The 12386-nt window shown below is 74.7% G+C and carries 12 protein-coding genes; 2 read left to right on the forward strand and 10 right to left on the reverse strand.

What is annotated here, in order from left to right; genetic code table 11:
• Positions 1-53 precede the first annotated feature (53 nt).
• Positions 54-866, reverse strand: a complete 813-nt coding sequence (locus tag FGI33_RS12555) for a hypothetical protein (RefSeq protein WP_119434456.1) — start codon at positions 864-866, stop codon at positions 54-56.
• The gene (locus tag FGI33_RS12560) at positions 863-1963 is read right to left on the reverse strand and encodes a Gfo/Idh/MocA family protein (RefSeq protein ID WP_119434457.1); all 1101 of its coding nucleotides are present in this window, start codon (positions 1961-1963) and stop codon (positions 863-865) included. Before FGI33_RS12560 ends, FGI33_RS12555 begins: the two co-directional genes overlap by 4 nt.
• A 162-nt stretch (positions 1964-2125) precedes the next feature.
• Between FGI33_RS12560 and FGI33_RS12565 the strand changes: the two genes are divergently transcribed.
• Entirely contained in the window at positions 2126-2824 is a 699-nt protein-coding gene (locus tag FGI33_RS12565) for a TetR/AcrR family transcriptional regulator (protein WP_237581971.1), read from the forward strand.
• A gap of 36 nt (positions 2825-2860) precedes the next feature.
• Here FGI33_RS12565 and FGI33_RS12570 read toward each other — a convergent pair whose 3' ends face one another.
• From FGI33_RS12570 to FGI33_RS12580, 3 genes are all read right to left on the reverse strand, one after another.
• A complete protein-coding gene (locus tag FGI33_RS12570; protein ID WP_119434459.1) occupies positions 2861-3439 on the reverse strand; it encodes a TetR/AcrR family transcriptional regulator in 579 nt (192 codons plus the stop codon).
• Complete coding sequence (locus FGI33_RS12575; RefSeq protein WP_119434460.1) at positions 3432-4286, reverse strand: alpha/beta fold hydrolase; 855 nt, start codon at positions 4284-4286, stop codon at positions 3432-3434. Before FGI33_RS12575 ends, FGI33_RS12570 begins: the two co-directional genes overlap by 8 nt.
• A gap of 91 nt (positions 4287-4377) precedes the next feature.
• Positions 4378-5919, reverse strand: a complete 1542-nt coding sequence (locus FGI33_RS12580) for a DHA2 family efflux MFS transporter permease subunit (RefSeq protein ID WP_182623288.1) — start codon at positions 5917-5919, stop codon at positions 4378-4380.
• A 143-nt stretch (positions 5920-6062) separates the two neighbouring features.
• Between FGI33_RS12580 and FGI33_RS12585 the strand changes: the two genes are divergently transcribed.
• Entirely contained in the window at positions 6063-6719 is a 657-nt protein-coding gene (locus FGI33_RS12585; RefSeq protein WP_237581972.1) for a TetR/AcrR family transcriptional regulator, read from the forward strand.
• Between the two features lie 37 nt (positions 6720-6756).
• Here FGI33_RS12585 and FGI33_RS12590 read toward each other — a convergent pair whose 3' ends face one another.
• The 5 genes from FGI33_RS12590 to FGI33_RS12610 all read right to left on the reverse strand — a co-directional run bounded on the left by FGI33_RS12590 (position 6757) and on the right by FGI33_RS12610 (position 12325).
• Positions 6757-8064 (reverse strand): LLM class flavin-dependent oxidoreductase, encoded by a 1308-nt coding sequence (locus FGI33_RS12590; RefSeq protein WP_119435152.1) that lies wholly within the window; start codon positions 8062-8064, stop codon positions 6757-6759.
• A 2-nt stretch (positions 8065-8066) separates the two neighbouring features.
• Positions 8067-9428, reverse strand: a complete 1362-nt coding sequence (locus tag FGI33_RS12595) for an O-acetylhomoserine aminocarboxypropyltransferase/cysteine synthase family protein (protein WP_119435153.1) — start codon at positions 9426-9428, stop codon at positions 8067-8069.
• A 2-nt stretch (positions 9429-9430) separates the two neighbouring features.
• Positions 9431-10618 (reverse strand): cobalamin-independent methionine synthase II family protein, encoded by a 1188-nt coding sequence (locus FGI33_RS12600; RefSeq protein WP_237581973.1) that lies wholly within the window; start codon positions 10616-10618, stop codon positions 9431-9433.
• Positions 10615-11916: a MalY/PatB family protein gene (locus tag FGI33_RS12605; protein ID WP_237581974.1), complete on the reverse strand. Its 1302-nt coding sequence runs from the start codon at positions 11914-11916 to the stop codon at positions 10615-10617. The genes FGI33_RS12600 and FGI33_RS12605 overlap by 4 nt, the downstream gene beginning before the upstream one ends.
• 79 nt (positions 11917-11995) lie before the next feature.
• On the reverse strand, positions 11996-12325 hold the full coding sequence (locus tag FGI33_RS12610; RefSeq protein ID WP_119435564.1) for a DHCW motif cupin fold protein: 330 nt from the start codon (positions 12323-12325) through the stop codon (positions 11996-11998).
• Between the last annotated feature and the right edge of the window lie 61 nt (positions 12326-12386).

A 12386-nucleotide genomic window follows, 5' to 3' on the forward strand; every position in this document is an offset into this window, starting at 1 on the left:
TCTGACTCCGTTGTCCGGTGGTGCTGTGTGTGGTGGAAGGGAAGGGGCTGGGTCTAGGGGCGCGCCTCGGCCGCCAGCGCGGGCGCGGCGGCGAGGAGGGAGCGGAGGTCGGCGACGTCGTCGGGGACGCATCGGCCGTGGGCGGCGTCGCGGGCCAGGCGCATCGCGGTGCGGTGGCCGGACTCGAAGACGACGGGGAGGTCCTCGCGGCCGGCGGCGTCCGTGACGCTCGCGCGTCCGGGTGCGGCCGTGCCCGGCGCGGGGAGGGTGACGTGCGCGGCGCGGTCGCCGACGACGAGCCGGAAGGTGGCGCACGCGTGGGCGTGGGCCGTGACGACCGCGCTCACGATCACGTGGACGCCCGAGGCGGTCGCGCCCGTGAGCATCAGGTGGTCCGGCGTCCGGGCGAGCGGCGACAGCTCCGTCAGCGGCGAGCCGAGGAGCGTCTGCGCGGTGAGCGCGAGCGCGCGGGCCGCGCCGTCGAGGTCGTCGGTCGACTCGACGGTGGCGCGCGCCTCGAACAGGGCGCCGGGGGCGGCGAGGCGGTGGATCCGCGGGGCGACCCGGCGGACGGCCTCGTCGTGCCGCCACGGCACGTCGAGCACCACGGGGACGCGGGCGTCCGCGAGCGCGGCGAGGTCGGCGTCGGCGGCGGGTCCGGGGTCGAGCACGAGGAGGGCGCGGGCGCCGGATGCCGCGGCGTCCCTCGCGCGGGCCGCCCAGCCGTCGCCGCCGGCGACCACGACCACATCGCCCGCGTCGTCGGTGCGGCGGAAGGACTCGGGCAGGGAGGCGAGGGTCGCGACGGCCGCGTGCGCGTGGGTCGTCGAGGCCGCGGGGTCGATGCGGAGGGTGAGGGCGCTCATGCCGCGACCTCCGTCCGGGCGGCGGCCGCGTCGGATCCGGTCTCGGCCTCAGCGGGGACGACGCCGCCCGCGCGGACGATCGCCGCGCTCTGCTCGGCGATGTCGGTCGCGAGGTCGAGGTCGGCGAGCTGCGCCTCCATGGCCACCGGGGCGACCCGGCCCGTGATCACGTCGTGCACGTGCTCCCACTCGCCGACGTAGCCGTTGTCCGCGTACGGACCCCAGCCCATGGTGCCGCGGGCGTCCGTGAGCGTGGCGGTGCTGGATCCGGCGTGCACGTAGGAGAGCGAGAAGTCGAGGTGGAGGGTGCGGTCACGGGCCACGGCGTCGAGCGTCCACTCGGGATCCCACGACGCCCCGCCGATGCCGTGCACCTCGAGGACGCTCTCGCCCACCATCGCGACGACCTCGTAGCCCCACGGCCGGAGGGCGCGCGCGCTGATCACGCGCGGGCGGGCGTCGGGCAGGAGGCGGCGCGCGAGCGGGAGGTCGTGGATCGCGAGGCCGAGCACGCCGCCGGTGACCGCGAGCGCCTGCGCCTCGACGTCCGGCTCGCCCGCGACGCGGGGTGCGGGGCGGCCGACGATCTCGGTCGCGGAGTCCTCGGAGTCGGGGTTCGGCGGGATGACGGCCGAGATGCGGACGGTGTGCGGCGCGCGGCCGGACGCGTCCCAGGTGTCGATCGCGGCGATCCACGCGGGGTCGAACGCGTGCATCGTGCCGACGATGACGGGCACGCTGTGCTCGACGGACGCGCGGGCGATGGCCCGGCCCTCCTCGGCGGAGACGGCGAGCGGCTTCTCGCAGAGGACCGCGCGCTTGCCGGCCCGGCACGCGGCGATGACCTGCTCGGCGTGGAAGCGGTTCGGGCTGCCGATGACGACGACGTCGACGTCGGGATCCGCGATGAGCGCGTCCGCGTCGGTCGCGTGCCGGGCTCCCGCGCGGGCGGCCACGCGCTCGGCGACCTCCGCGTCGACGTCCATCACGTGGACGACGCGGAAGCGGTCCGCCATGCGCGCCAGGGTCGGCAGGTGGATGGCCTGCCCGACCGGTCCGGCCCCTACGAGGCCCACACCGAACACCTCTTCGCCCACGACGCCCTCGTCCCTAGCAATGATCACCGTGGCACGAAGACTGACGCTTCGTTTACGGTTGAGTCACTGTACGTCCGGGTCCATGGAGGCACAAGAGGGAGAATCGGCATCGTGACCGAGTCGAGGAGCGCGGCCCCGAAGCGACGCGCATCCGCGGCTTCGGTGGCAAACTTTCCGCGTGCCGACGGGGATCCGGAGGCGTCTCCCGACGCCGGCGCGACCACGGGCTCGGCGTCCCGCGGCCTCTACTCGACGGGCGTCCGGCGGCGCGCGGAGATCGTCGCGGCAGCTGTACGCGTGTTCGGCGTTCGCGGCTACGGCGCCGCGACCATCAAGGAGATCGCCGACGAGGTGGGCGTCTCGCCCGCGGCCGTGCTCCGCTACTTCCGCAAGGAGGAGCTGCTGACGGAGGTGCTCCGGCAGTGGGACCGGCAGCAGCCGTTCGTCTCCGAGGCCGCCCCGGGCCTGCCCGCGATCCGCGCCTTCGTCGACCTGATGCGGTACCACGTGGAGCACCGCGGCTTCCTCGAGCTGTACCTGACGTTCGCGACCGAGACCAGCGACGCCACGCATCCGGCCCACGAGTACATGCGCGGCCGGTACGCGCGCACGATCGCGCAGATCCGCCGCCGCATCGGCGAGGCTGTCGCCCTCGGCCAGGTGCCGCCGATGGACGACGCGACCCTCGACTACGAGGCCGCGTGCTTCCTCGCGATCCTCGACGGCCTCGAGATCCAGTGGATCCACAACCCGGCGCTCGACCTGCCCGCCCTCGTGGGCGAGTACGTGGAGCAGTCGATCGCGCGCTGGCGCGGGGGTGCGCGGGCGGCGCTCGCACCCGGCTCGGCGAGCTGGGACTGAGGCGGGCGCCGAGCGTCCCGGGCTGGCGACGCCGCGTCAGTGCCCGCCGCCGGCCGCGGCCCGCAGGCCGCCGTCGAGGAACGCGACGATCCAGCCGAAGCTCACGTCGATGTCGGTGGCCATCTGGAAGTCGTCGGCCACCTCCAGGGTCGCGAAGCCGTGCAGCACGCTCCGCAGCATGCGCAGGGCGTGGATCCGGTCGGCCTCGCCCAGCCGGTACCCGTGCAGCACGGCGGAGAGGGCCGCGAGGGCGCGCTCGCGCGCCGGGTCGAGCGGATCCCCGTCGCCCGTCGACCGCGCGCCGACCGTCGCGGCGTAGCGGCCCGGATGCGACGTCACGTAGTCGCGCAGCGCGTGCGCGGCGCCGGTCAGCGCCTCCTGGCCCGCGCGGCCCTGCGTGGCGTCGCGCATCGCGTCGCCCGCCTCGGTGGTGGCGAGCACGGCGATCCGGTGCTGGAGGTCGGCGAGCGACGCGACGTGCTTGTAGAGCGACGGCGTCTTGACGCCGAGCCGCTCGGCGACCGCGCCCATGCTGAGGCCCGCGAGGCCGATCTCGTCGGCGAGCGCGGCGCCCGCCTCGGTGACCGTCGCGGCGTCGAGCCCGGCCCTAGGCACGGGTCCCCGGGGTCGTCGCGGGGAGCGTGCGACCGAGGAACGGCAGCATCAGCGCCCGCACCTCGTCCGGCGTCTCGGTGTGCGGGTAGTGCCCGGCGCCGTCGATGACCGCGAGCTCGCCGAGGCCGGCGGGGAGGTCGGCGAGGATCCGCTCGCCCTCGACCCGCGGGTCGGACCAGTCGGGATCCGCGCCGCCCTCGATCACGAGCACCGGGCACCGCACGTCGGCGAGCCGCGCGCCCGCGTCCGCCGGGGTCGTCTTCGCCATCGCCCGCAGCACCGCCATGCGCTCCGGTCGGCCCAGGCTCGTGCGGATGCGGGCGCTCTCGGCGGCCCAGTCGGCGGGCTTCGTGGGGAAGGCGAGGTCGAGGTACCGCATCCAGCCGGCGAGGCTGCCGGCGAGCAGGACGCGGGCGAGCTGGACGGTCGCCGCCCGGTGGGCCTTCGCGCGGAGGAGGCCGCCGATGTCCGCCGACTGCGCGCGGGTGAACGGCGCGAGCTCGACGACGCCGGTGATGACGTCGGGGGCGTCGGCCGCCGCGATGGTGGCCGCGCCGCCGCTGATCGACTGGCCGACGACGACGGCCGGGCCGCCGAGGTGCCGCACGAGCGCGACGAGGTCGCCCGCGATGTCGGTGCGGCTGTAGCCGGTCCAGCCGGTGCTGGACTCGCCGCAGCCGCGGACGTCGACGTTCGCCACCCGGTAGCCGGCGGCCACGAGCCCGGGCACGAGGAAGCGGTACGAGCGGCGGCTGTCGCCCATGCCATGCGCGAGCACGACGAGCGGGCCGTCGCCGACGAGGTCGTAGGCGAGGGTCTCCGCGCCGATGGAAAGGGTGTCGCTCATCGTGTCCTCCCGGGCAGCTAATCGGTGTAGCTAAAAGCTAACACGATTAGCCGCCCATGGGAAGATCGCGGCCGGAGCGGCGCGACGCGGCCTAGTGCGCCGCGACGCCCTCGGGCAGCGGCTCCGCCGGGCGACGCACGAAGAACGACGCGACGATGGCGGCGAGCGAGATGAACCCGCCGATCATGAAGGCCGCCTGCACGCCGGCGGCGGTGGCCGTGACCTCCGACTGCCCGTCGGCGAGGCCGGCGACCGTCGTGGTCGTGAGCACCGTGACGAACAGCGCGGTGCCCGCGGCGCCCGCGAGCTGCTGCATCGTGGAGACCGTTGCGCTGCCGTGCGAGTAGAGGCGCGGCGGCAGGGATCCGAGAGCCGACGTGAGCAGCGGCGTGAACATGAACGCGAGCCCGGCGTTGAGCACCAGGTGCACCGCGATGACCCAGCCGATCGACGTGCCCTCGTGCAGCATCGTGGTCATGCCCCAGAGGGCGATGCTCACGACGATGGCGCCGGGGATCACGAGCGGGCGCGGCCCGACGCGGTCGAACAGGCGGCCGACGATGGGCGACAGGATCGCCATGAGCGCGCCGCCGGGGAGCAGCAGCAGGCCGGTCTCGAGCGTGCCGAGCTCCAGCACGTTCTGCAGGTAGAGCGGCAGGACGATGAGGCTGCCGAACAGCGCCATCATGCTGACGCTCACCATGATGATCGCGACCACGAACGGGCGGCTGCGGAAGGTGCGCAGGTCCATGAGGGCCCGGTCCTGACGCTGCAGCGCGATCTGGCGGGTGATGAACGCGGCGAGCGCGAGCACGCCGACCGTGATCGGGATCCACAGCGGCACGGGCGTCTCGCCCTCGGCGGACTCGCCCAGGCTCGAGAGGCCGAAGATCAGGCCGCCGAACGCGAGCGTGGAGAGCACGACGGAGAGGATGTCGAACGGGAGCTTGCGCGGGGTCGTGAGGTTCGTGATCTTCCAGAGGCCGAGCGCGAGCGCGACGAGCGCGATGGGCAGCACGATCCAGAACATCCAGCGCCACGACAGCGAGCTGAGGATGAGGCCGGAGACCGTCGGGCCGATCGCCGGGGCGACCGCGATGACGATGGAGATGACGCCCATGAGGCGGCCGCGGCGCGCGGCGGGCACGAGGTTGAGGACGGTCGTGAACAGCAGCGGCATCATGATCGCCGTGCCGCTCGCCTGCACGATGCGGCCGATGAGCAGCACGCCGAAGCCGGGCGCGATCGCGGCGATGAGCGTGCCGAGCGAGAACAGCGTCATGGCGGCGCCGAACACCTGGCGCGTGGAGAAGCGCTGCAGGATGAAGCCGGTCGCGGGGATCACGACGGCCATCGTCAGCATGAAGCCGGTGGTGAGCCACTGCGCGGTGGCGGTGGTGATGTCGAGGTCGGCCATGAGGCTCGGCAGCGCCACGCTCATGATCGTCTCGTTGAGGATGACGACGAACGCCGCGACGACCAGCAGGCCGATGACGAGCGGGGCGCCGTGGGGCAGGCGCTCGTCCTCGGGGGCGGCGGCGCGGTCGGACGCGGCGCGGCTCGCGGTGGGGATGGTCGCCTCGGCGGGCGGGGTGGCGTCGCGCCGGGTGTCGGCGGAGGGCGGCGTGCTCATGGGGGTTCTCCGGGGAGTGGAAGGCGGGGCGCGCGCGACGGTGCGGGGCCGTGGGGATCCGGATGTCAGACTCGGACCATGTGGCAGTCTATGACACGAACGGTGGATCCGGCAGGTCGGATCCGCGAGAGGCGGAGGACGACATGAGCGCAGCGAGCGACCCGGCGGACGCGGCCGGGACCGGCGCGACCGGACTCCGCGAGCGGCGGCGCATGGCGACGACCACCGAGATCAGCGAGGCAGCGCTCGCGCTCTTCGAGCAGCGCGGCATGGCGGCCACCACCATCCACGACATCGCGCAGGCCGCGGGCGTCTCCGACCGGACGTGCTTCCGCTACTTCCCCAGCAAGGAGGAGTCGGTCCTCACGCTCCACCCCGTGTTCGACGCGCCGCTCGACGCGTGGCTCGCCGACGTCGACCGCGGATCCGCGCCCCTCCCCCAGCTCGAGGCCGTGTACGAGCGCGTGCTCGCGAGCCTCGACGGCGACCTCTCCGCCATCGCCCACCAGCAGCTGCGCGTGCGCCGGCTCATGGCCGACGAGCCGCAGCTGCGCTCGACGGCGGTCTCCCTCGACGCGACGCGGTCGTGGGAGCTGGCCGAGCGGATGACGACGGCGTTCGGCGGCCGCATCACCGCGCAGGAGGCCCGGCTCGTGACGGAGTTCGCGGGCGTCGCGGTGCGCGCGGCCTTCGACGAGTGGGCGGATGCGCGCACGGCCGGCCTCGACGCCACGCTCGTCGCGTCCCATGCCGCGGTGCGCCGCCGGCTGCGCGACATCGCGGGCACCGGCGCGGCCTGACGCGCGGGCGCCTGGGGCGCGGGCGCCCGGGCGCGCCTCAGCCGAACAGGTTCGCCCGCAGGCCGCCCGGCGCCAGCTCGTCGCGGAGGATCCCGCGGCGGCGGAGCACGGGCACGAGGTCGTCGAGCATGCGGTGCAGCGTGACCGGGTGCAGGTCGCCCGAGAGGAGCAGGCCGTCGTTGTCGGCGTCGTCGCCCAGCTCCTCGACGAAGTCGGCGAACGCGTCGGCCGTGCCGACGAACCCGGCGCGGGCGGACACGAGGCCCTTGCGCGCCTTGCGGGTGAGCAGCTCGCGGAGCGGCGCCTCCTCGGTGCCGCCGTAGAGGCCCGCGATGGTGCCGTGCGAGACGTGCTCGCCGAAGACGCCGCGGTCCACCGGGCGATCGAGGTCGAGGCCCGTGAGGTCGGTCTCCAGGTCGCTCGACCAGCCGAGCGCGATCGCCCGCAGCTGCGCGTCGGTCGGGTGCCGCGACGCGTCGACGACGCGGCGGGCCTCCTCCTCGCTCGCGACGATCTCGGGCTTCACGACGAACAGGATCCGGATGTCGCCCGGTCCGCGGCCGTGGGCGGCCGCGGCGTCGAGCACCTTCGCGCGGTACGCCAGCAGCTTCGCGGGCTCGAGCGGCGCGAGGCCGAGCTGCACGTCGGACTGCGTGCCGGCGAAGGACAGGCCGCGCGGGGATCCACCGGGCGACACGATCACGGGGTCGCCGAACGCGGAGGGCACGGCGTTGAGCGGCCCGTCGACGGAGAAGTGCGCGCCGCGGTGCTGGAACGCGTCGAGCAGGGATCCGTCGGCGAAGCGGTCGGTGGCGGGATCCTGGACGAGCGCGCCGCCGTCCCAGCTGTGCCAGAGGCGGCGGACCACCTCCATCCACTCGTCGGCGCGGTCGTACGCGCCGTCGTGCGACAGCGGCGCGAGGCCCACGTGCCGGGCGCTGCCGACGTCGGTGACGAGGTTGATCCCGAACCGCCCGGCGCTCAGGTGCTGCAGCGTCTGCGCCTGCCGGGCCGCGAGGTACGGCGGGGTGATCCCGGCGTTGACCGTGGGCACCAGCCCGATCCGGGAGGTGGCGGCGAAGAGCCACGGCGCGAGCAGCAGCGGGTCGTGCTTGGGGCCGCCGTACGCGCCGCGGACGCGGAGGTCGAGCGTCTCGGGCGAGCCGAGGGAGACGGCGTCCTCCATCACGATGAGCTCGAACCCGGCCTGCTCCAGCTCGCGCGCGGACTGCTGGTAGAGGTCGGGCCGGGTCCAGTCGTGGTTCCACTCGCGGTACGGGTGGCCCCAGCCCTGCGGGCCGAAGCCGCGGGACAGGAACCAGCCGAGGTGCTGGCGGCGGGCCACCGTCAGGATCCGATCGCGCGCGCGGCGTCGAGGCCGCGCTCGAGGTCCAGGAGGATGTCGGCGATGTCCTCGATGCCGATGGACACGCGCAGCAGCCCCGGCCAGATCCCCGCGGCGTCGCGCTCCTCGGACGTGCGGCCCGCGTGCGTGGTGGACGCCGGGTGCAGCACGAGCGAGCGCACGTCGCCGAGGTGGGTCATGCGGCTGAACAGCCGCACCGCGTCGGTGAACGCCTCGGCCGCGGGCTCGCCGCCCGCGAGCGTGAACGAGAACACGGATCCCTGGCCGTCGGGCAGGTACTTGAGCGCCAGGTCGTGCGACGGGCTCGACTCGAGCCCCGCGTAGTCGACCGACGACACCTCGGGCCGCCGCTCGAGGAAGCGCGCCACCGCGAGCGCGTTGGCCGAGTGTCGCTCGACGCGCAGCGACAGCGTCTCGATCCCCTGCCGCAGCAGGAACGAGCTGAACGGCGCGGGCGTCGGGCCGAAGCGGGAGGCCACGACCTCGCGGGCGTACGCGACGAGCGCGCCGCGGCCGAACCGGTCGGCCCAGCTCGCGCCGCCGAAGGAGCGCTCCGGCTGGGTGAGGTGCGGGAAGAGGTCGGGCCGGGCGGCCCAGTCGAAGGTCCCGCCGTCCACCACCACGCCGCCGAGCACGGAGCCGTGGCCCGCGAGGAACTTGCTCGTGGAGTGCACGACGACGTCGGCGCCGTGCTCGATCGGCCGCAGCAGGTACGGGGTCGCGAGCGTGTCGTCGACCACGAACGGCAGGCCGTGGCGGTGCGCGACGTCGGCGATGCCCGCGAGGTCGAGCAGGTCGTTCTTGGGGTTCGGGATGGGCTCGCCGAACAGCACACGCGTCTCCGGGGTGATCCGGCTGGCCCACTCGTCGAGGTCGCGGTGGTCGTCCACGAAGTCGACGCCGATGCCGAGCCGGCCGAGGTTCTGGCGGAAGAGGCCGCGGTTGCCCTCGTAGATGCTGCTCGAGGAGAGGATCCGGTCGCCGGCCTGCAGGATCGCGAGCAGCGCCGTGGTGGTCGCCGCCTGGCCGCTCGCGAGGAGGATCGCCTCCGTGCCGCCCTCGAGCTCGGCGAGGCGCTTCTCGACCTCGTCGGTGGTCGGGTTGCCGTTGCGCGTGTAGAGGTAGCCCTCGTCGACCCCGGCGAAGCGGTCGCGCGCCTCGGCGAAGCTGTCGAAGACGAAGCCGGCGCTGAGGTGCACGGGCGAGACGCGGGCGCCGTGGTCGCCGTCGATCGCGGACCCGGCGTGGACCTGGCGCGTGGTGAAGCCGGCGGTCGCGGGGGCGGAAGCGGCCGGGGCGTCGGCGTCCTCGGTCGGCGCGGCGGCGCGGATCCCGTCGAGCACGCTCACGCGCCGAACGCCCGACGCGAGGCGATGGCCGCGCCCTCGACGAGCGCGCCGAGCTTCGCCCACGCCACGTCGGTGGCGACGAACTCGTAGCTCGCGAAGGTCGAGAGGCCGCAGTCGGTGCCGGCGATCACGCGGGTCGGGTCGCCCACGGCGTCGACGACCTCGAGGATCCGGTTGGCGATCACCTGCGGGTGCTCCAGGTAGTTGGTGGTCACGTCCACGACGCCCGGGATGAGCACCGCGCCCTCGGGCAGCGGGTGCGCGCGGAACGACGGCGCCTCGTGCTGGTGCGCGGGGTTGCCGAGCGGGATGCTGAACGCGCCGACGTTCGCCCGGTACAGGTGCGGGAGCAGCACGTCGACGGGCACGTCGTCCTGGTGCGGGCCCTGCCAGTTGCCCCAGCACACGTGCAGGCGCACCCTCTCGCGCGGGATGTCGCGGATCGCGTGGTTGAGCGCGTCGACGTGCAGGTCGACCGCGGCGAGGAACTCCTCGAGCGTGGCGTCGCCGAACTGGATCACCCGCTCCATCGCGAGGTCGGGCGCGTCGAGCTGCAGCGTGTGGCCGCGCGCGACGATGGCGTCGTACTCGAGCTTGAGCTGGTCGGCGAGCGCGAAGACGTAGGCGCGGTCGTCGCCGTAGTGCGGGTTCGCGGCGTCGAGCAGCAGGGTCGTCGAGACGATCCCCGGGGTCGCCGCCGAGAAGAACGTGCCGGCGGGCGCGAGGCTGCGACCGGCCTGCACGGCGAGCTCGCGGTCGAAGCCGTCGAGGTCCTCCGTGATCCCGGCGAGCGCGGGGTCGTACTCGAGCAGCCCCTGGGCGACCGGCGGATCCCAGACCCGCGCGACGTCGGCGCCCTCCACGATCTGCTTCGCCTGGAACGCGGCGTACTCGGGGAACTTGATCGAGTCGAGCGTGGGCTTCCGGTGCCCGGCGCCGCCGAACCCGTCGATGCGCTCGAGCACGTAGGTCGAGAAGCCGACGCGCGGCACCTCGCCGTCGTTGACGATGTCGAGGCCGGTCTCGAGCTGCCGGCGCACGGTGTCGGCGACGGCGGACGCGGTGACCTCCGCCAGCTCGTCCGCGTCGAACGCGCGCCGCTGGTCGCGGGCGACGAGCAGCCGGGTCAGCTCGGGCGTGCGCGGGAGGCTGCCGGCGTGCGTGGTCAGGATGCGGTCGGTCATGCGGGGGCTCCTCGGTGGGTGGCGACGTGGGCGGGGATGCGGGCGGGGGCGGATGCGCACAGGGGGTCGGGCGGGGCGGCCGGCGCGGGCGCGGCAGCGGCAGGCGGCGCGGCGCCAGCAGGCGCGGGGCCGGGATCGGCGGCGCGGCCGGATCCGACGACCGCCGCGATCCGCCGCACGGCCTCCCGCAGCACGTCGGGATCGCAGGCGAGGTTGAGGCGGGCGTGGCCGGCGCCCCCGGTGCCGTAGCAGTGGCCGGCGTTGAGGGCGACTCGAGCCCGCTCGAGCAGCACCGCGGCGGGATCGGCGCCGAGGCCGAGCGGGCGGAGGTCGAGCCAGGCGAGGTAGCCGGCGGCGGGGCGGTGGTGGACGACGCCGGGCAGGTGCTCGGCGAGGAGGGAGGCGAGGAGGCGGTCGTTCGCGACGATTCGGGCGATGGCATCGTCGAGCCAGTCGGTACAGGAGAACGCGACGACGTTCGCGTGCAGCCCGAGGATGCTCGTGCGACAGGCCACCTCCTCGACGAAGCCGTCGAGGAGCTCGTGGGTGCGCGGATCCCCCGCGATGACGAGCGAGCACTTGGCGCCCGCGAGGTTCCAGCCCTTGCTCGCCGACGTGACGCACACGGAGCTGGCGCCGAGCGACTCGGCCAGCGGCGCGAACGGCGTGAAGGTCGCGCCCGGCAGCGTGAGCGGCGCGTGCACCTCGTCGCTGATCACGAGCACGTCGTGGCGGGCGGCCAGCCGGGCGACGGCGGCGAGGGTCGCGGCGTCGTGCACGAGCCCCATCGGGTTGTGCGGGTTGCAGAGGAGGAACGCGTCGACCCCGGACGCGAAGGCGCGCTCGAGCCCCGCGAGGTCGAGGGAGGCGCGGCCGTCGGCCACCAGGAGCGGCACCTCCTCGACGCGCGCGCCGGCCTCCTCCACCAGCTCGAAGAACGGCGGGTACACGGGCGGCGTGACGACGACGCGTCCGCCGCGCGGCACCGCGAGCCGCAGCGTCTCGACGATGCCGACGCTCACGTCGGTGGCGATGCGCACGCGGCGCTCGTCGACGATCCAGCCCCATCGGTCGCGCGCGAACCGGGCGAACGCGGGCGCGAGCGGGCCGGGTCCGTCGAGGTAGCCGACGTCGGACGCGCGGACGCGCCGCGCCAGCTCCTCGACGACGGGCTCGGCGATCGCGTAGTCCATCTCGGCCACGAACAGGGGCAGCACGTCCGCGGGGAACCGCGTCCACTTGATGCTCGTGCGCTGGCCGCGGATCTCCTCGATCGGCGCCGTCGTGACCTCCACCATGCGGACACGATGCCGCCCGCGGGGCCGTCCCCGCGAACGCGCGCGTCACACGGCGACACGGGCGGCCCCGGCGCGCGCGTCAGTCGACGACGAAGAGCCGCGCGCCCGTGGTCGTGCTCGACCGGTGGGCCTCCATGCCGGATCCCACCTGGTAGCTCTGCCCGGCGGTGAGCACGGACACGCGCCCGTCGTCGAGCTCGGTGCGCAGCTCGCCCTCGAGCACGAGGAGCACGTGGCCGCGGGAGCACCAGTGGTCGGCGAGGTAGCCGGGGGCGTAGTCGACCCGGCGGAGGCGCGTCGCGCCGATCTCGACGGTGCGCCACACCGCCTCGCCCGTCTCGCCTGGGTGCACCGTCGACGGCACGCCGTCCCAGTCGATGGTCGAGAAGGGGTGCGCGACGAGGTCCATCGTCGGAGCCCACGGGCGCGCGCATCGCCGCGGGACAGCCCCGGCCCCGCCCCGGCTCCGC

It is taken from the genome of Clavibacter phaseoli (assembly GCF_021922925.1).
In the GTDB taxonomy this organism is placed as follows: Bacteria; Actinomycetota; Actinomycetes; order Actinomycetales; family Microbacteriaceae; genus Clavibacter; species Clavibacter phaseoli.

Bases quoted from the DNA above. Each gene is read 5' to 3' on its own strand.
- FGI33_RS12555 (WP_119434456.1), bottom strand. From the start codon at position 866: ATGAGCGCCCTCACCCTCCGCATCGACCCCGCGGCCTCGACGACCCAC.
- FGI33_RS12575 (WP_119434460.1), bottom strand. From the start codon at position 4,286: ATGAGCGACACCCTTTCCATCGGCGCGGAGACCCTCGCCTACGACCTC.
- FGI33_RS12580 (WP_182623288.1), bottom strand. From the start codon at position 5,919: ATGAGCACGCCGCCCTCCGCCGACACCCGGCGCGACGCCACCCCGCCC.
- FGI33_RS12585 (WP_237581972.1), top strand. From the start codon at position 6,063: ATGAGCGCAGCGAGCGACCCGGCGGACGCGGCCGGGACCGGCGCGACC.
- FGI33_RS12600 (WP_237581973.1), bottom strand. From the start codon at position 10,618: ATGACCGACCGCATCCTGACCACGCACGCCGGCAGCCTCCCGCGCACG.
- FGI33_RS12605 (WP_237581974.1), bottom strand. From the start codon at position 11,916: ATGGTGGAGGTCACGACGGCGCCGATCGAGGAGATCCGCGGCCAGCGC.
- FGI33_RS12610 (WP_119435564.1), bottom strand. From the start codon at position 12,325: ATGGACCTCGTCGCGCACCCCTTCTCGACCATCGACTGGGACGGCGTG.